Origin of the sequence: Stenotrophomonas sp. SMYL20, from assembly GCF_036320045.1 — a bacterium.
GTDB classification, from domain to species: Bacteria; Pseudomonadota; Gammaproteobacteria; order Xanthomonadales; family Xanthomonadaceae; genus Stenotrophomonas; species Stenotrophomonas maltophilia_A.
Window position 1 is genome coordinate 11,469 of record NZ_JAWIRT010000031.1, and the last position, 17,865, is coordinate 29,333.

Below are 17,865 nucleotides of genomic sequence, written 5' to 3' on the forward strand. Positions count from 1 at the left end.
CCCTCCCGTCCCGGTTAGGGCCGCCCGGGGCCCGCCAGCTCGAGCGGCGCGCTTGCCCGCCCCGCGCCCGGCACTACCGTTCATCGGTCGGGCCATGCCTGGCGAACGGGATGCACATTCGCCCTAAAGTAGCGCCGACAGCGGCCGACACGGTAGATTCACCAGATCGATCCGCGGGAATCCGGATACCGCCTGCCGATGTCAGCTGTCTTTTCCATCACTCCTGCCGACAAGAACCGCCTGGCCGCCAGCGACCTGCCACCGCGGGTACGTGAGTTGCTGGGCGCGCTGATCGGCCTGTGCCGGCAGACGCTGGCCGCGCCCCTGATCCTGACTGTCGAAGCGCTGGAGCAGACCCTGCTGCACGACGCCGATCGCGCACGCAATCCGCAGCAGCAGGCCGAACTGATGGCCCAGCGTGGACAGCTGCACGCCTTCGCCGGCCACTTCGCCGACCGCATGCTCGATGCCGTTGCCGACGCCCTCGCACGGTTGCGCGAACCGGCCAACGGTGTAAGCACCAGCGCTACGCCGCCAGCGCTGCCGGGCATGCTCGGGCTGTCGCTGGTTGATGAGCACGAAGTGGATCGCGACCTGCTGCTGACCGAGATGGTGCGGCGCGAAACCCTGCGTTCAACCAACACACTGAACCTGCTGGGCCAACGCCTGGGGGTACTGGCGGCGGCGCCGGCCTTCGAGGCCGACACCCTGCCGCTGGCGCCGCAGGCACTGTGCGCGATGGTGCGCCGGATTGCCGAACAGGACGCGCTGAGCGTCGAGGTACAGCTGGCGCTGTATCGCAGTTTCGAACGACAGGTGCTGGAACGGCTGGGCGATATCCTTGACCGTGCCAATGCGCTGCTGGCCCAGTCCGGCGTACTGCCGGGGCTGGTCTACACCCCCTACCTGGCACGCTCGTCGAGCACGCGTCGGATCATCACCCAGTCGGTGGGTGGTGGCCGCACCACGCAGCCGGCCAAGCGCAGCGCGGCCCCACTGACCGGCTGGAACGGTTCGGCACCGGCCGGCTCCTGGTCCAGCCTGGTACAGGACGCCTTCCACGAGGGTGGTGCAGCCGGCCCCGCCACGCCGGGCGTGACCACATCCACCGGCAGTGCTTTGCATGAGCTGCTGCAGCAGGTCCGGCACGCCAGCCCTGCCCCGGCGGACAGCGGCGCAGTGCCCAGTGCGGCAGTCGACGCGGTACTCGCGCGTCTGCAGGCTCAGTCCAGCGCGGCAACCGGCGTGGCCGACCTGCAGGCCGCCGTGGTCGCGCAGCTGCGCAGCGAGCATGGTGCGCAGGCCCAGCTGGGCAGTCACGATCGGGACAACCTGGACCTGCTGCGCATGCTGATGCAGCAGGTGCAACAGCAGCAGCGTCCCGATCCGGTGCCGGCCGCCCTGCTGGCCCGCCTGCAGGTGCCCCTGGCACGTGCGGCAATGGCCGATCCGGGCTTCTTCGTACGTGACGAGCACCCGGCGCGCGAGCTGCTCAACCAGATTGCCGAAGTCGGCGCCAACTGGCTGGGCGACGATGACGTCGACCCACAGCTGCTGCAGCGCATGGCGCAGAGCGTGCAGGGCCTGCTGGGGCAGGATGCGCGCGCACCGGAGGCCTTTGCCGCCGCCAACGAAGACGTGCAGCAGCACCAGCGCGCGGCGGCCCATCGTGCCGAACTGGCCGAGCGCCGCCACGTGGAAGCCGCGCGCGGCAAGGAACGATTGGAACTGGCCCGTCGCCAGGCCACCGCACAGATCGACCAGTGCTGCGACACGCAGTCGCCACCGCGCTTCGTGCAGACCCTGTTGCGCCAGGCCTGGGCCGATGCACTGACCCTCACCCGCCTGCGTCATGGCGATGATTCGCCACAGTGGCAGGAACGCCTGCAACAGACCGAGCGCATCGCTGCCATCACCGCACAGGCCATCGACGCCCCCGGCGGCACCGATACCGCGTTGGCAGCGGACGTGGAGGCCGCACTGCTGCAGGTCGGCTACCACGCCGAGGAAGCCGCCGCCGTCGCGCGCAGGCTGGCCACGCCCGGCGGCGAGGATGAAAGCACCTCGCGTACCGAACTCAGTGCCCGCCTGAAGGCACGTGCGCGCCTGGGCGAACACGCCGGCGCGCCCACCGGCACGGCGCCTGCAACGCCCCGCAGCAGTGCCGAAGAAGCCGCCTACCAGCAGCTGTCCACGCTGCCGTTCGGCAGCTGGTTCGACATCGATACCGGTGATGGCACGCTGCGCCGCCAGCGCCTGTCCTGGTACAGCCTGCTGACCGGCCACGCCCTGTTCGTCAATCCACGCGGGCAGAAGATCACCGATACCGACCTGGATACGCTGGCACGGCAGATCAGTGCCGGGCGCGCGCAACTGGTCACCGAAGACAAGGGCCGGCTGGTCGACCGTGCCTGGGAAGCCAGCCTTGGTGCGCTGCGCGCACTGGCCATGGGCCGCGCACAGGAGACCCCCGCATGAAAGCCGTACCGCCGCAGGACACCCGCCGCGCGCCGCGCCGCCAGGTCTCGGACCTGGTGCCGGTCACCGACCAGATGCGCGAGTGCGTGGTCGGGCGCCTCGGCAATGTCTCCGAAACCGGCATGCTGATGCTGGCCAGCGTGCCGCTGCGCGAGGATGCGTTGTACCAGCTGCGCTTCCCGTTGCCACTGGGTGATGGCCGTCAGCAGGCCATCGATGTGGGCGTGCACCTGCTGTGGAGCGAGCCCGCACATGCACCCGGCCAGAGCTGGACCGGCTTCCGCTTCCTGACCCTGTCACGCGAACATCGGCAGCTGTTGCGCCAGTGGGTGGGCGAGGACAGCGACGAGGGACCGGTTTCGACGGCCTGAGTGCCGGTTCCGGCACAGCGGTTTTTCGCGGTATGCGGCAGAATCTAGGGCCGTTTTCCGTGTCGAGCCACCGCAATGATCCAGCAAGACCCCGGCGCCCTGTATTCCGACCACCTGGCCGTGCTGTGCCGACGCGCCGAACAGGCGCTGGCCCGCGGCGGCTTCGATCATCTGGTGGTGCCCAGCGGCACCCTGCACTACCAGGTGTTCGACGACCGCGACTACCCGTATGCGGTCAACCCGCAGTTCAAGGCCTGGCTGCCGCTGACCCGCGTGCCCAACAGCTGGATCGTGTTCACCCCCGGCAAGCGTCCGGCGGTGATCTTCCACCAGCCGTTCGATTACTGGCACGTGGTACCGGACGCACCCAGCGGCTGGTGGGTGGAGCACTTCGACATCCACATCATCCGCAAGCCCGAAGAGGCGCTGGCGCTGCTGCCGGCCGACCCGTCGCGCTGCGCGATCCTCGGCGAGCCGCAGAGCGCGCTGGGCAACTACGTGCCGAACAACCCGGCGCCGGTGGTGAACTACCTGGAATGGCACCGCGGCAGCAAGACGCCGTATGAAATCGCGTTGATGCGCCAGGCGCAGGTGCTGGGCGTGCGCGGCCACCGTGCCGCCGAAGCCGCGTTCCGCAACGGCGCCGACGAGTTCAGCATCCACATGGCGTACTGCCAGGCCGTCGGCCAGGACGCCAACGAGCTGCCCTACGGCAACATCGTGGCGTTGAACGAACATGCCGCCGTGCTGCATTACACCGAGCTGGGCCGCAAGGCGCCGCAGCCGCTGCGCAGCTTCCTGATCGATGCTGGTGCCAGCGCGCACGGCTACGCCAGCGACATCACCCGTACCTACGCCGCGCAGGGCCACGACGAGTTCGCCGCGATGATCGCCGCCGTCGACGCTGCCCAGCAGCAGATGTGCGCAGCGGTGCGCCCGGGCTTCGACTACAAGCAGCTGCACGTGGACGCACATCTTTCGCTGATGGGCGTGCTGAAGGACTTCGGCGTGATCAGGGTCTCGCCGCAGACCGCGCTGGAGACCGGCGTCAGCGCCGCGTTCTTCCCGCATGGCATCGGTCACCTGATCGGCCTGCAGGTGCACGACGTGGCCGGTTTCGCGGCCAGCGACGAGGGTGGCCGCATCGAGCGCCCGGCGGGCCACCCGTACCTGCGCCTGACCCGCGTGCTGGAACCGGGCATGGTGGTGACCATCGAACCGGGCCTGTACTTCATCGACATGCTGTTGAACGAAGTGAAGGACGCCGGCCATGGCGATGCGATCAACTGGGACCGCGTGGACTTCTTCCGTCCGTATGGCGGCATCCGCATCGAAGACGAAGTGCTGTGCACCGAGGGCGAAGCGGACAACCTGACGCGGCCGGAGTTTGCGGCGGCGAACGGCTGAGCCCCTCGTGGTTGGTCGCGGAAAGCGGTTCATGGGTTTGGCGGGGCGGGTGGGCCATGCAGGGGACGCTGCAAGTACGTCCCTGTAAGCTCGATGGCGCCATCCATGGCGCCAACGCCCCTGCATGGCCCACCCGCCCCACCTCTGACAGTTTCCTGCCGCGTTCAACCACGGAAAAGAAAAAGAAAAGCAGAAGCGGGTCGCTCGCTGCGCTCGCTCTGTGTCGACCAAGGTCGACACCTACCAACAGCCGCGCGTTCCAACGGCCGCAGTGGCCAGGAGATCCACGCCATGCGTGGAGGATTCATTCGATATCTGACAGATGTGCCGACCAACGGTCGGCACCCACCAACAGCCGCGTGAACCTGTCGAAGGCGGGGCACGGTGGGTTTGCGGGGTGTGAGCCGCATGGATGCGGCGACCAAGCCTCCAGGGATGGATTCACGGCGTCCCCGCAAACCCACCGTGCCCCGCCATCCCACGGATAGCCCGCTTTGGCCTTGGCTTTGGCTGTTGCCTCTGCGGGTGCAGGGCTGCAAGCCCTGCCGAAACCCCTTACCCCGCCATCACCGCTTCAATCTCGTCGGCGCTGCGCGCCAGGCCTTCGGTCAGCACGCGATGCCCGTCATCGGTGATCAGCACGTCGTCCTCGGTACGGATGCCGATACCGCGCCAGCGCGGTTCCACCGTCGTATCGTCCACGCCGATATACAGCCCCGGCTCGATGGTGAATACCATGCCCGGTTCCAACAGGCGCGAATCGCCGGCCAGGCGATAGTCACCCACGTCGTGCACGTCCATGCCGATCCAGTGCCCCGTCTTGTGCCGGTAGAAACGCTGGTACAGGCCCTCGGACAGGTTCTTTTCCAGCGTGCCCTTCAGCAGGCCCAGCCGCAGCAGGCCTTCGGTCAGGGTCTGCACCGCCGCCAGGTGACCCATCTCGTAAGCCACGCCCGGCTTGGCCTGGGCCAGTGCCGCGGCCTGCGCGTCACCGACAAGGTCATGCAGCGCGCGCTGCTCGGCGCTGAAGCGGCCATTCACCGGGAACGTGCGGGTGATGTCGCTGGCATAGCCGCGGTATTCGGCACCGGCGTCGATCAGCACCAGCTCACCATCGCGCGAACGTGCGTTGTTGTCGCGGTAATGCAGGATGCAGCCGTTGCGACCTGCACCGACGATGCTGCAATAGGCCGGCACCGCGTCGTTGGCGCGGAACACGCGTTCCAGTTCGGCCTGCAGTTCGTATTCGTGGATGCCGGCCTTCGCCGCTTTCATCGCCGCCAGATGTGCACGCACGCTGATCTGCGCGGCGTGGTGCATCAGCGCCACTTCAGCACCGGACTTGAACAGGCGCTGCTCATGCAGCAGGTGGCCCAGCTCCAGGAACTCATGCGGCGGCTGCGCGCCGTGGCGCACCTGCGAACGCACGCGGTTGACCCAGCCGATCAGCTTCAGGTCGAAATCGGCGTCGCGACCGAAGTGGTAATAGACGCGCGAACGCCCTTCCAGCAGGCCCGGCAGGATGTCGTCCAGATCGTCGATCGGGTACGCATCGTCCATGCCGTACTGCGCCACCGCGCCTTCCTGGCCGGCGCGGCTGCCGTCCCAGGCCTCGCGCTCGGCGTCGCGCTCACGGCAGAACAGGATGGCCTCGCCGTGACGGCGGCCCGGGATCAACACCAGCACCGCTTCCGGCTCCGGGAAGCCGCTCAGGTACTGGAAGTCCGAATCCTGCCGGAACGGGTAATGGGTATCGAGGCTGCGCACCTTCTCGGCCGCGGCGGGAAGCACCAGGATCGCATCCTCGCCGGCCATGTCCATCAGCTGGCGGCGCCGACGCTTGTATTCGCCGGCCGCGATGCCGGTGCGCTGCTTGATGTCCATCAGTTCAGGCGCTGCCGATGGCGCGAGGCCAGCACCACGTCACCGTGCAGCAGCAACACCGCCACGCGGATGAATTCCTCGATCTCGGACAGGGCTTCGTCATCGTCATCGCCGCCGGCCTCGAAATCCTCGCTGGAGGCACGCGCCAGGCTGGCCATGTCGGTCAGCGCTTCTTCGCCCTCTTCGGACAGGGTCGGGCGGCGGCCGCCGCTGCCCAGGCCGAAGCCGCCCAGGAAGAAACGGGTCCAGCTGAACATGGCATCAGCCTGCGCGGACACGTCGTCGCCATCGGTCAGCAGCAGTTCGAAGGCGAAATCGCGGTCTTCCAGTTGCTTGATGGTGACCTGCAGCAGCTGCCCCAGCACGCTGTCGGCGGCCACCGGCGGCAGGTTGTCGTCGGCCAGCACACGCGCCGGCCAATCATTGCCGGGGGCACCACCGGCGGCCAGCCAGCCGCACAGTGCGCCGTGCAGCTCGGCAGCGGTGGCGCCCAGGCCCAGTTCCTGGCTGGCGCGGGTAACGTCGTCGACGGAGGGAAGTTCGGTCATCGTGCGGCTCGTTCGGAAAGGAAACCCGGGGCGCGCACGCGCGCGCCCGTGAGACCCCGTAGTGTAGCAACCCGACGGCATCCTCTCTGCGACCGTCAGGCCTTGCTGCGACAACGCTTGACCGCCCTTACCCGGCTTGCCTATCGTGCCCGTATGGAACCCGCCGATCCCCTTGCCCAGCTGCAGGACTTCGCTGCCCGCGTGGAAGCGTTGCTTGAACGCAACCAGCGCCTGGCCGAGGAGAACCGCAGCCTGCGCCACCAGCAGGAACAGCTGGTGGCCGAGCGTTCCACGCTGCTGGCCAAGAACGAGCAGGCACGCTCGCGGGTGGAAGCAATGATCAGCCGGCTCAAATCCCTGGAGCAGCACACATGAGCGCCGAACCGGTCAGTGTCCGCATCCTCGATCGTGAATACACCGTGGGTGTCGGCGGCGATGAACGCGACAGCCTGATGGCGGCCGCGCGCCTGCTCGACGCGCGCATGCGCGAAATCCGCGGCAGCAACCGCATGGCCGCGGTCGACCGCGTCGCCGTGCTGGCGGCGTTGAACCTGGCCCATGAACTGCAACTGCTGCGCGACGAGAACGCCCGCCAGGCAGTCGCCCTGCAGCAGACGCTGGCCGACCTGAACCGGCGCCTGGACCGCGCGATTGACGGCGGTGCGTGAGAAACGCGCATAACGCGTCTTCTCATATCTGAATTGGCACGGACTGTTGCCGACGAACGGCCTATCCAGATCCTGCGTGCTGGCTATAATGGCCACGCGTTCTCTGCGGTACTCGACGGCATGTGCAAACATTCGCCTTGTCCCTTAAGAACGACACCGGGAGCGCGACAGCGCCGGGAGTGCAGGTCCGCCTTGTAGCGGGAAGCCCGATGGTTCTCCAGCGTTCCCACTTGAGCCCCCGGGTTCAAGGTCGTTTCGCATGCATCGACATTGCGGAGAATGCAATATTCCAGCAAGGGCGGCGTCTTCGGGCGTCGCCCTTGTTCTTTCCGGCACAATGACGGCTGATCCTTGCCGCACGCTGCCATGACCGACCCGCGCCAGGCCCTGCGCCACGACCTGCGGCAACGCCGCCGCGACCTTTCCGCCGCTGAGCGCATTGCCGCCGCCGAATCCCTCGCCGATGCCCTGCTGGCCCTGCCGTTCGCCCCGCGCGAAGGCGCCGTGGCCGGCTACTGGGCGCTGGATGGCGAAATTGCCCTGCACCGCTGGCAGTTGCAGCTACCCGACACACTGACCTACTGCCTGCCGGTACTGGCGGGTGACGTGCTGCGCTTCGCACCGTGGCGCCCCGGGCAGCCGCTGACCAGCAACCGCTATGGCATTCCCGAGCCGGACGTGGCGGTGGAAGACACCCTGGAACCAGCGCAGATGGCGCTGGTAGTGACCCCGCTGGTGGGTTTCGACACACAGTGCCGGCGGCTGGGCATGGGGGGCGGCTGGTATGATCGCAGCTTCGCCTTCCGCCACGACCGGCCGGCGCCGCCCTGGCTGGTCGGCGCTGCATTCGCGGTGCAGCAGGTCGAGTCCTTGCCGGTGGCGTCGTGGGACGTGCCGGTGGATGCGATCTGCACCGAAGACGGCACCCTGTTCCCCTCCGCTGCCCCCGTGAACGCATGACCGCCCGCAAGCGCTACTGGCTGATGAAGTCCGAACCGGACGCCTTCTCCATCGATGACCTGGCCAAGGTCAAGGTCGAACCCTGGAACGGGGTGCGCAACTACCAGGCGCGCAATTTCATGCGCGATGGCATGCAGGTGGGCGACGGCATCCTGTTCTACCACTCCAATACCAAGGTGCCCGGCATCGTCGGCCTGGCCACGGTCGCCAGCCCGGCCTATCCGGACGACACCCAGTTCGACCCGAAATCCGACTACCACGACCCCAAGAGCACGCGCGAGAACCCGCGCTGGATGCTGGTGGACGTGGCCTTCGACCGCAAGCTCAAGCAGGTGATCGCGCTGGACGAGATCAAGCTGCACGCCGAAGAACTCGGCGAGGGCTTCCCGCTGGTTGCCAAGGGCAACCGCCTGTCGGTGTTCCCGGTGACCGCCGCGCAGTGGAAGCTGCTGCTGTCGCTGGAAAAGAAATCCTGATTCCCTGCCTGAGAGTTCTCCCATGTCCGAAGCCAAGCGCCTGGCCGCCGAGAAAGCCATCGAGTACGTAGAAGACGGCATGATCGTCGGTGTCGGCACCGGTTCCACCGTGGCCTATTTCATCGATGCCCTGGCCCGCATCCAGCACCGCATCAAGGGTGCCGTGTCCAGCTCCGAACAGAGCACCGCGCGCCTGAAGCAGCACGGCATCGAGGTGATCGAGCTGAACCACAGCGGCAACCTGTCGCTGTACGTGGACGGCGCCGATGAGTGCGATGCCAACAAGTGCCTGATCAAGGGTGGCGGCGCCGCACTGACCCGCGAGAAGATCATCGCCGAGGCCAGCGAGCGCTTCATCTGCATCGTCGACCCGAGCAAGCAGGTGCCGGTGCTGGGCAAGTTCCCGCTGCCGGTGGAAGTGATCCCGATGGCGCGCAGCCTGGTCGCCCGCCAGATCCGCGACATGACCGGCGGCCAGCCGACCTGGCGCGAAGGCGTGGTCACCGACAACGGCAACCAGATCCTGGACATCCACAACCTGCAGATCACCGATCCGGAAAAGCTGGAGCGCGAGCTCAACCAGCTGCCCGGCGTGGTCTGCGTCGGCCTGTTCGCGCGCCGTCGCGCCGATGTGGTGATCGTCGGTGGTGAGCCGCCGGTCGTGCTCTGACCCTTTCGAAGGATCCTGACGATGTCGCTGTTGCGTTCGCTGCTGATGCTTCCGCTGCTGGCCCTGGCCGGCTGTGCTACCGACGCGGCCCGCCATTGGGTCGAGCTGGATGGCGCCCGCTACCAGGTGGAGCTGGCCACCAACGATGAAACCCGCGCGCGCGGGTTGATGTTCCGCGACCAGATGGCCGCCGATCACGGCATGCTGTTCATCCACGACCGCGAGGAAATGCAGGCGTACTGGATGAAGAACACCAAGCTTGCGCTGGACATCCTGTACTTCGACAGCCAGCGCAAGCTGGTCAGCCAGCAGCGCGATGTGCCGCCGTGCTCGGCCGGCGACATGTGCCCGCCCTACCCCAGCGGTGGACCGGCGCGCTATGTGCTGGAGCTCAACGCCGGTCAGGCCGAGAAGCTCAAGCTGAAGGACGGGACCCAGCTGACCTTCGGCCCGGGCATCGAAAAGTAAACGATGCGGCCGGCCAGCGGCCGGCACCCGCCGAATCAACATCAAGGGCAAAAGCTGGGTTACCGAGGGATGGCGGGGCGGTGTGGACTTGCAGGACACGCCGTAAACCCGTCCCTGGGGGCTCGTAGGCGCCATCCATGGCGCCTGCGGTCCTGCAAGCCCACACCGCCCCACCTCTGACAGTTGGCCGGCGGCTGTTGGTAGGTGTCGACCTTGGTCGACACGACATTTCCAAGACGATGTTCTTTTCACGCGGCACCGCTTGAAACCGCCTGCGAATGACGCCAGTCTGTGGTTATGCAGGACCGGATCTCACTCCCCGACTGGGATGCACTGGCCGACCTCGAAGACGAGGCGCTGCCACTGTTGCCGACCGCGCTGCTGATCGCGCGCGATGAATACCCCGATCTGCAGCCGTCCACCTACGACGCGCTGATCCAGAGCCATGTCGACCACCTCCGTTCGGAAGTGGACAGCATCGACAACAGCCCGCTGAAGATGGCGGCGATCAACCGCCACCTGTTCGACGAGCTGGGCTACAGCGGCGACCACGACGAGTACTACGACCCGCGCAACAGCTACCTCAACCAGGTATTCGAGCGCCGCCTGGGCAACCCGATCTCGCTGGCGCTGGTGCAGATGGAAGTCGCGCGCCGGCTGGGCATTCCGCTCGACGGCGTGTCCTTCCCCGGCCATTTCCTGGTGCGCCTGCCGGTGGACGACGGTGTGCTGGTGATGGACCCGTTCAATGGCGGCCGCCCGCTGGACGTGGACGAACTGCGCGAGCGGGCCAAGTCACACCTGGGCGGGCAGATGCCCGACGACCAGGTGCTGGCGCAGATCCTCGACCCGGCGCCTGCGCGCGCGATCCTGATGCGGATGCTGCGCAACCTGCACGGTGTGTACGCCGAAGCGGGCGAATGGGACCGTGCCGCACGCAGTGCCGACCGCCTGCTGAAGCTGGCCCCGGAGCAGGACGACGCGCTGCGTGATCGCGGCCTGGCCTACCTGCAGCTGGAGTACCTGGCCGGTGCCCGGCATGACCTTGGGCAGTATCTGAAGCGCAATCCCGAGGCCAGCGATGCGCAGTGGCTGCGCGAGAAGCTGATCGACCTCGGCGGGCCGGTGCCGCGGCTGCATTGAGGTTGTCCGGTGTGCGGACCAACGGTCCGCACCCACAGAAGGGCCTGCAGGCCCCGCCATCAATCGACCTCGACCATCTCGAAATCGGCCTTGGTCACGCCGCAATCCGGGCAGGTCCAGGTCTCGGGAATGTCCTCCCAGCGCGTCCCCGGCGCGATACCTTCTTCCGGCAAGCCTTCCGCTTCGCTGTAAAGAAAGCCGCAGACCACGCACATCCAGGTACGCAAGGTGGTGGGGGTGGCATCGCTCATCGGATAATCAAGGCTGGATTCACGGGCCGCCATTGTCCCATCGCGGCCCACTCACCGGTAGCCATCGATGACTTCTGCTTCCCCGGCGCCCCGCGGCGTCTACCTGATCACCCCGGACGAGCCCGATACCGCGCGCCTGCTGGCCCGCACCGCGCCGCTGCTGGCCGCCGGCGCCACCTGGCTGCAGTACCGCAACAAGACCGCCAGCGACGCGCTGCGGCGGGAGCAGGCCACCGCCCTGCAGGCGCTGTGCGCGGAACATGGCGTGCCGCTGATCGTCAACGACGACCCGGCGCTGGCCAAGGCGGTCGGCGCCGCCGGCGTGCATCTGGGCGGCACCGATGGCGATATCCCCAGTGCGCGTGCCCTGCTCGGCGCGGACGCCATCATCGGCGCGTCCTGCTACGACCAGCTGGCCAACGCCGAGCAGGCCGTGGCGGCCGGCGCCAGCTACGTGGCCTTCGGCGCGTTCTTCCCGACCACCACCAAGATCACCAGCAGCCGCGCCCACACCGACCTGCTGCGGCAAAGCGCCGCACTGGGCGTGCCGCGGGTGGCGATCGGCGGCCTGACGCCGGACAATGTCGGTCCCATCATCGACGCCGGCGCCGATCTGGTCGCCGTGGTCAGCAGCGTGTACGCCGCCGAAGACCCGGTTGCGATCCAGCGCGCCTACCTCGCCCAGTTCGCGTAATGCCCAGGAAATCCGCATGAACCACGACCAGTCCCACGCCCTGTTCTCCCGCGCCCAGCAGCTGCTGCCGGGCGGCGTCAATTCGCCGGTGCGCGCGTTCAAATCGGTCGGTGGCGAACCGTTCTTCGTCGAGCGCGCCGATGGCGCCTACCTGTACGACGTCGATGGAAACCGCTACATCGACTACGTCGGCTCCTGGGGCCCGATGATCGTTGGCCACAACCACACGGCGGTGCGCCAGGCGGTGAAGAAGGCGATCGACAATGGCCTGTCCTTCGGCGCGCCGTGCGCGGCTGAAGTGACCATGGCCGAGACCATCACCCGCCTGGTGCCGTCGTGCGAGATGGTGCGCATGGTCAACTCCGGCACCGAGGCCACGCTGTCGGCGATCCGCCTGGCGCGTGGCGCCACCGGCCGCAACCGCATCGTCAAGTTCGAAGGCTGCTACCACGGCCATGGCGACTCGTTCCTGGTCAAGGCCGGCAGCGGCATGCTGACCTTGGGCGTGCCGACCTCGCCGGGCGTGCCGGCAGGCCTGAGCGAACTGACCCTGACCCTGCCCTACAACGACTTCGAAGCGGCCACCGCGCTGTTCGAGCAGCAGGGCGACGACATCGCCGGCCTGATCATCGAACCGGTGGTTGGCAATGCCAACTGCATCCCGCCGCGCGACGGCTACCTGCAGCACCTGCGCGAACTGTGCACGAAGCATGGCGCGCTGCTGATCTTCGACGAGGTGATGACGGGCTTCCGCGTCGCCCTCGGCGGAGCGCAGGCGCACTACGGCATCACCCCGGACCTGACCACCTTCGGCAAGATCATCGGCGGCGGCATGCCGGTGGGTGCCTACGGCGGCCGCCGCGAACTGATGCAGCAGATCGCCCCGGCCGGCCCGATCTACCAGGCCGGCACGCTGAGCGGCAATCCGGTGGCGATGGCCGCCGGCCTGGCGATGCTGGAACTGATCCAGCAGCCGGGTTTCCACGCCGACCTGGCCGAGCGCACCGCGCGCCTGTGTGCCGGCCTGGAAGCGGCCGCCGCCGACGCCGGCGTGGTCGTGACCACCACCTGCGTGGGCGCGATGTTTGGGCTGTTCTTCACCAGTGAAAAAGTGGAGACCTATGCGCAGGCCACTGCCTGTGACATCCCGGCGTTCAACCGCTTCTTCCACGCGATGCTGGACCAGGGCGTGTTCCTGGCACCGTCGGCGTACGAGGCCGGCTTCCTGTCCAGCGCTCACGATGACGCGGTGATCGAGGCCACACTGGCCGCCGCACGCGTGGCGTTCAAGGCCGCCAAGGGCTGAGCCCGCTCTGCACGAAAAAGGGGACGGAGGGGATTAAGTCGTTTGTGCACAAACGACTTAATCCCCTCCGTCCCCTTTTTTTCCTGGTAGAGCCACGCCATGCGTGGCTGCTCAACCGAAGACGAACTTGCCCTTCATCATCGCGAAGTGGCCGGGGAACGAGCAGAAGAAGGTGTAGTCACCGCCCTTCTGCAGGCCCTGGGTAGAGAAGCGCACGCGCGCGGTTTCACCACCGCCGATCACCTTGGTGTGCGCCAGCACGCGCTTGTCGGCCTTCGGCAGGTAGCTGTCGGCCAGGGTCATACGCATGCCAGCCATCGCCACCGGCTGGTAATCCGCGCTGCGGGTCAGCACCCAGTTGTGGCCCATCGCGGTAGCGGCCAGCTTGCCGGTGTGGCGCAGGGTCAGATCCACGGCGGTGCAATCAGCGGCCACCTTGATCTCGCGGCTGCTGAAGCTCATCTGGTCGGTGCTGTCGATGCTCACCGCACACACCCGCGCCATCGCTGACGGCGCCAGCATCAGCGCGCCCAGTCCCACTGCCACCATCCAAGCCTTCATCGTTGCATCTCCTGCGGATTCAAGCGCCATTCTAGGCAGGCCCCTGCGGCCGCGTCTGCGACCGTCTGTCGCATGGCTGCTCCAGGGTTTCCCGCGTGTTCACTGCAATGGCATGCTCGACCAATGCGGATCGACCTGTTGCTGCTGGATGTGGATGGCGTGCTGGTGCAGTACCAGCGCGCGCAGCGCGTGCTGCACCTTGCGCAGGCGCTGGATGTCATGCCGGAAACCGTGCAGGCCGCGCTGTACGACAGCGGGCTGGAAGCGGCACATGACAATGGCACGCTGGATGGCCCGGCCTATCTGGCGCAGCTGGGAGAGCTTCTAGGCACGACGGTCGATGTGACTGCTTGGACCGCGGCGCGGCGGGCCGCCAGCCATCCGCAGGCTGCCGTGTTGCAGCGGCTGCAGGCCCTGCAGTTGCCGATGGCAGTGCTGACCAACAACGGCGCGCTGATGCAACAGGCCTTGCCCACCCTGCTACCGGAACTGTTCCCTGCCCTGCAGGACCGCGTGTTCTGCAGCGCCGATTTCGGCCTGCGCAAACCGGCGCCGGAAGTCTTCCTGCGCACGCTTGAGGTACTCGGCGTGGCACCTGCGCGCACGCTGTTCGTCGATGATCTGTTCGCCAATGTGCGCGGCGCACGCGCCGCCGGCCTGCACGCGGAAACCGTGCGTGATGGCCGTGGGCTGGGCAAGGTGTTGAAACGTTACGCGGTGAGCTGATCGGGGTCAGAGCCCTCTCCGCAGGAGAGGGATCCGACCCCAGCGCCGCGGCGTCAGCGCGCGGCGATGAACGCAGCAATCGCTGCGCGCAGGCGCTTCAGGCCTTCGGCCACTTCTTCGTCAGTGATGTTCAGCGACGGCACGAAGCGCAGCACGTCCGGGCCGGCCTGCAGGGTCAGCAGGCCCTGCTCGGCGGCGTGGTCGAGGATCGCACCGGCCTGGCCGGCGAAGTCCTTGCTCAGCACCGCGCCCAGCATCAGGCCACGGCCACGCACGTCGCTGAACACACCGAACTCGTCGTTGATGCGGGCGAAGCCATCGCGCAGCGCCTTCGACTGGCGGCTGACGTTGGCGGCGATCTCCGCCGAGGCCAGCTTGCGCAGTGCCACGCGGGCCACCGCAGCAGCCAGCGGGTTGCCGCCGAAGGTAGTGCCGTGTGCGCCGAACTGCATGGTTTCGGCCACCTTCGGGCCGGCCAGCATCGCACCGATCGGGAAGCCACCACCCAGCGCTTTGGCCAGGGTGACCATGTCCGGCACCACATCGTCCTGCCAGTGCGCGAACAGCGTGCCGGTGCGGCCCATGCCGGCCTGGATCTCGTCCAGCACCAGCAGCGCGTTGTGCTGGTCGCACAGCTCGCGCACGCGCTTGAGGAAGCCGGACTTGGCCGGCATCACGCCGCCCTCGCCCTGGATCGGCTCCAGCATCACTGCAGCCACGTCGCCGGCGGCCATCGCGGTTTCCAGCTGCACCTCATCGTTGAAATCGATGTAGCGGAAGCCACCGGGCAGCGGCTCGTAGCCTTCCTGGTACTTCGGCTGGGCAGTAGCCGTCACTGCGCCCATGGTGCGGCCGTGGAAGCTGCCACGGAAGGTGATGATGACGCGCTTGTCAGCCGGGCGGCCCTGGCTGGAGGCCCACTTGCGGACCATCTTGATCGCCACTTCGTTGGCTTCGGCGCCGGAGTTGCACAGGAACACGCGCTCGGCGAAGCGGCTGGCCTTCACCAGCTCCTCGGCCAGGTGCAGCGGCGGTGCACTGTAGAACACGTTGCTGGTGTGCCAGAGCTTGCCGGCCTGCTCGACCAGCGCGGCCACCAGGTCCGGATCGTTGTGGCCCAGGCCACACACGGCGATGCCGGCGGCCAGGTCGATGAACTCACGGCCCTGGCTGTCCCACACGCGGGCGCCCTGGCCTCGTTCCAGTACCACCTGGCGGGGCTTGTAGACCGGCAGGTAATAGTGCGAAAGGGAGATCAGCGGATCGGTAGCGGCGGTCATGGCAGTCGGCAGGGTTCAGGAATCCCCATTCTCGCGCCGGAACCCCTGCGGCACAATGCGCCCATGCGACCGTTTTCCGCCCCCCAGCTGAACCCCGCCACCGAGACCGGCTGGCGCCGTCGGTGGTTCGACATCATCTACCGCCACGACACCCGCCCCTCGCGCAATTTCGACCTGATCCTGGTGGTGGCGATCATCGCCAGCATCCTGGTGGTGATGATCGACAGCGTGCAGCACCTGCATGCCGAATGGTCCACCGGCCTGTACATCCTGGAATGGGGCTTCACGATCATCTTCACCGCCGAGTACCTGCTGCGGCTGGCGGTGGTCAAGCGCCCGCTGCGCTACGCGGTGAGCATCTGGGGCATCATCGACCTGCTGTCGATCCTGCCCGCCTACCTGTCGATGTTCATCCCCGGCGCGCAGAGCCTGCTGGTGGTGCGCGCGCTGCGCATCCTGCGTGTGTTCCGCATCCTCAAGCTGACCCGCTACATCGAGGAAAGCGGCGTCCTGATGACGTCACTGTGGCGCAGCCGGCGCAAGGTGCTGGTGTTCCTGTTCACGGTGATCACCATCACCATCATCGCCGGTGCGCTGATGTACGTGATCGAGGGCCCCGAACACGGCTTCACCAACATCCCGGCCAGCATGTACTGGGCGGTGGTGACCATGGCCACGGTCGGCTTCGGCGACATCGTGCCGCAGACCGTGCTCGGCCGCTTCGTCACCTCGGTGCTGATCCTGATCGGCTACAGCATCATCGCCGTGCCCACCGGCATCTATACCGCCGAGCTGGCCAGCACCATGCGTGAAGCCGAGCAGGCCGCGCGCCGCGATGCGCGTGGCTGCCCGGACTGTGGGCTGGAAGGCCATGAACCGGATGCACTGCACTGCCGCAAGTGCGGCGGCAAGCTGCCGGATGCGTTCAACCATTGAGGTACATGCCGGCCAGCGGCCGGCACTACCTCTCGGCGGTTACGCATGGATGCGTGTGCCGTTGCTCACCGCATGCGGTTGCTGGTGGTCACCAGATCGTTGTATGCGGCGAGGATCGTTGACTGCGCCCCTTCCGGGTCGGTGGTGAGCCAACTGCCCGACGCCTTCCGCTCTGCCGCCAGTGCTTCGGCGGTGATCGGCTTGTGCTGCTCCAGGCGCTCGACGCCACGTCCCGCAGTACGCACCAGCTTGTCCGCCGAACGCTGCACGTGGCCCCACATCGGGTCGTCCTTGCCGACACCGCCGTTCTGGATTTCCGTCACCAGTGCCTGATAGTCAGCCAGCTGCACGCGCAGCGCCGCAACATCCGGTGCGTCGTCCTGGAACGCCGTGGCCAGTAGCTTGCCGTCGCCCAGCAGGCGAAGGTGATAGTAGGCCAGCGAGCGCCCTTCGCTCTCCTCGATCTGCTTCAGCTGCGCGGCACGGCGATCGTTCTCGTTCTTTTCCAGCGCCACATCCATCGCTTCGCTGGCCTTGAAGAAATCAGCATAGGCCTGCATCAGCGGGGCATGCTGGCTGCGCATCCCTTCACCGCCATCACGACGATAATCCTCGCGGGTGAAGTAACCATCGGCGCGCTCGACCAGGGTGTTCAATGCCTGGAAGGCCTGCTGATAGTCACGCGCGGGGCCATCCATCGGCAAGGCCGGGGTCTTCGCCAGCGCGTCGGTCAGTGGCTGGCCGCAGTACTCGACGCGGTGCGACAGCACCTTCCCGGGCGAACGCGGTTGCGCTTCATTGCCGGTCGGGCCGGCTTCAGGGTCCTTCATCCAGCTGGTGTAGGTCTGGAAACCCTCGTGAATGGGTTGTTCAACGCCGTTGTAGCACTCGATGTAGGCGTTCACCTTCTCCAGGCTAGGGTCGGCCAGCGACAACCCTGCCGATTTGTTGCAGCCGCTCAGGCCAGCCACAGCGCCGATCAGCAGCAGCGGCACGATACGCAGACAGGAAGTCATCATGGTCTCTCGCATGGGTGCT

General features: G+C 67.2%; 20 protein-coding genes and 1 other RNA gene. 15 read left to right on the forward strand and 6 right to left on the reverse strand.

Annotated features, from left to right (window positions below; all coding sequences use genetic code 11):
• The first annotated feature begins 198 nt into the window (after positions 1-198).
• From V3B48_RS18815 to pepQ, 3 genes are all read left to right on the forward strand, one after another.
• Positions 199-2,478: a DUF1631 family protein gene (locus tag V3B48_RS18815; RefSeq protein WP_329894229.1), complete on the forward strand. Its 2,280-nt coding sequence runs from the start codon at positions 199-201 to the stop codon at positions 2,476-2,478.
• The gene (locus tag V3B48_RS18820) at positions 2,475-2,849 is read left to right on the forward strand and encodes a PilZ domain-containing protein (protein WP_049400720.1); all 375 of its coding nucleotides are present in this window, start codon (positions 2,475-2,477) and stop codon (positions 2,847-2,849) included. The genes V3B48_RS18815 and V3B48_RS18820 overlap by 4 nt, the downstream gene beginning before the upstream one ends.
• Positions 2,850-2,924: 75 nt before the next feature.
• Positions 2,925-4,256 (forward strand): Xaa-Pro dipeptidase, encoded by a 1,332-nt coding sequence (pepQ, locus tag V3B48_RS18825; protein WP_329894230.1) that lies wholly within the window; start codon positions 2,925-2,927, stop codon positions 4,254-4,256.
• A gap of 555 nt (positions 4,257-4,811) precedes the next feature.
• Here the strand turns inward: pepQ and V3B48_RS18830 are convergent.
• Both V3B48_RS18830 and V3B48_RS18835 read right to left on the reverse strand, forming a co-directional pair.
• On the reverse strand, positions 4,812-6,134 hold the full coding sequence (locus V3B48_RS18830) for an aminopeptidase P N-terminal domain-containing protein (protein WP_121504501.1): 1,323 nt from the start codon (positions 6,132-6,134) through the stop codon (positions 4,812-4,814).
• A gap of 5 nt (positions 6,135-6,139) precedes the next feature.
• A complete protein-coding gene (locus V3B48_RS18835) occupies positions 6,140-6,688 on the reverse strand; it encodes a UPF0149 family protein (RefSeq protein ID WP_329894231.1) in 549 nt (182 codons plus the stop codon).
• Between the two features lie 153 nt (positions 6,689-6,841).
• Here V3B48_RS18835 and V3B48_RS18840 point away from each other — a divergent pair, with 153 nt between their 5' ends.
• The 8 genes from V3B48_RS18840 (at position 6,842) to V3B48_RS18875 (ending at position 11,073) form a co-directional block, all read left to right on the forward strand.
• Positions 6,842-7,063, forward strand: coding sequence for a TIGR02449 family protein (locus V3B48_RS18840; protein ID WP_005410898.1), 222 nt, complete (start codon positions 6,842-6,844; stop codon positions 7,061-7,063).
• On the forward strand, positions 7,060-7,356 hold the full coding sequence (locus tag V3B48_RS18845) for a cell division protein ZapA (RefSeq protein WP_006467013.1): 297 nt from the start codon (positions 7,060-7,062) through the stop codon (positions 7,354-7,356). Before V3B48_RS18840 ends, V3B48_RS18845 begins: the two co-directional genes overlap by 4 nt.
• A 97-nt stretch (positions 7,357-7,453) precedes the next feature.
• Positions 7,454-7,639: non-coding RNA, 6S RNA (gene ssrS, locus V3B48_RS18850), on the forward strand.
• 83 nt (positions 7,640-7,722) lie between these two features.
• A complete protein-coding gene (locus tag V3B48_RS18855; RefSeq protein ID WP_107431543.1) occupies positions 7,723-8,316 on the forward strand; it encodes a 5-formyltetrahydrofolate cyclo-ligase in 594 nt (197 codons plus the stop codon).
• Positions 8,313-8,792 carry an EVE domain-containing protein gene (locus V3B48_RS18860; RefSeq protein ID WP_032128370.1) on the forward strand — a complete coding sequence of 160 codons (480 nt, stop codon included), beginning with the start codon at positions 8,313-8,315 and terminating at the stop codon, positions 8,790-8,792. Before V3B48_RS18855 ends, V3B48_RS18860 begins: the two co-directional genes overlap by 4 nt.
• Positions 8,793-8,814: 22 nt before the next feature.
• Positions 8,815-9,462, forward strand: coding sequence for a ribose-5-phosphate isomerase RpiA (gene rpiA / locus V3B48_RS18865; RefSeq protein WP_006389802.1), 648 nt, complete (start codon positions 8,815-8,817; stop codon positions 9,460-9,462).
• Between the two features lie 21 nt (positions 9,463-9,483).
• On the forward strand, positions 9,484-9,930 hold the full coding sequence (locus V3B48_RS18870) for a DUF192 domain-containing protein (RefSeq protein WP_032128371.1): 447 nt from the start codon (positions 9,484-9,486) through the stop codon (positions 9,928-9,930).
• Between the two features lie 297 nt (positions 9,931-10,227).
• Positions 10,228-11,073, forward strand: a complete 846-nt coding sequence (locus V3B48_RS18875) for a SirB1 family protein (RefSeq protein ID WP_010484022.1) — start codon at positions 10,228-10,230, stop codon at positions 11,071-11,073.
• Between the two features lie 59 nt (positions 11,074-11,132).
• On the opposite strand, the gene V3B48_RS18880 is transcribed toward V3B48_RS18875, so the two are convergent.
• Positions 11,133-11,357, reverse strand: coding sequence for a rubredoxin (locus tag V3B48_RS18880; protein WP_080291769.1), 225 nt, complete (start codon positions 11,355-11,357; stop codon positions 11,133-11,135).
• Positions 11,358-11,391: 34 nt separating this feature from the next.
• Between V3B48_RS18880 and thiE the strand changes: the two genes are divergently transcribed.
• Positions 11,392-12,018, forward strand: coding sequence for a thiamine phosphate synthase (gene thiE / locus V3B48_RS18885; RefSeq protein WP_121504443.1), 627 nt, complete (start codon positions 11,392-11,394; stop codon positions 12,016-12,018).
• 16 nt (positions 12,019-12,034) lie between these two features.
• Positions 12,035-13,324, forward strand: a complete 1,290-nt coding sequence (gene hemL / locus V3B48_RS18890) for a glutamate-1-semialdehyde 2,1-aminomutase (RefSeq protein WP_329894232.1) — start codon at positions 12,035-12,037, stop codon at positions 13,322-13,324.
• Positions 13,325-13,435: 111 nt separating this feature from the next.
• Here the strand turns inward: hemL and azu are convergent, their stop codons facing one another.
• On the reverse strand, positions 13,436-13,885 hold the full coding sequence (gene azu, locus V3B48_RS18895; protein WP_049460658.1) for an azurin: 450 nt from the start codon (positions 13,883-13,885) through the stop codon (positions 13,436-13,438).
• A gap of 123 nt (positions 13,886-14,008) precedes the next feature.
• Here azu and V3B48_RS18900 point away from each other — a divergent pair, with 123 nt between their 5' ends.
• Positions 14,009-14,611: an HAD-IA family hydrolase gene (locus V3B48_RS18900; RefSeq protein ID WP_329894233.1), complete on the forward strand. Its 603-nt coding sequence runs from the start codon at positions 14,009-14,011 to the stop codon at positions 14,609-14,611.
• A gap of 53 nt (positions 14,612-14,664) precedes the next feature.
• Here the strand turns inward: V3B48_RS18900 and V3B48_RS18905 are convergent, their stop codons facing one another.
• A complete protein-coding gene (locus tag V3B48_RS18905; protein ID WP_006467246.1) occupies positions 14,665-15,891 on the reverse strand; it encodes an acetylornithine transaminase in 1,227 nt (408 codons plus the stop codon).
• A gap of 63 nt (positions 15,892-15,954) precedes the next feature.
• On the opposite strand from V3B48_RS18905, the gene V3B48_RS18910 reads away from it, so the two are divergent.
• Positions 15,955-16,827 (forward strand): ion transporter, encoded by an 873-nt coding sequence (locus V3B48_RS18910; RefSeq protein WP_032128376.1) that lies wholly within the window; start codon positions 15,955-15,957, stop codon positions 16,825-16,827.
• Between the two features lie 65 nt (positions 16,828-16,892).
• Here V3B48_RS18910 and V3B48_RS18915 read toward each other — a convergent pair whose 3' ends face one another.
• Positions 16,893-17,843 carry a YiiG family protein gene (locus V3B48_RS18915; RefSeq protein WP_329894234.1) on the reverse strand — a complete coding sequence of 317 codons (951 nt, stop codon included), beginning with the start codon at positions 17,841-17,843 and terminating at the stop codon, positions 16,893-16,895.
• Positions 17,844-17,865: the final 22 nt, after the last annotated feature.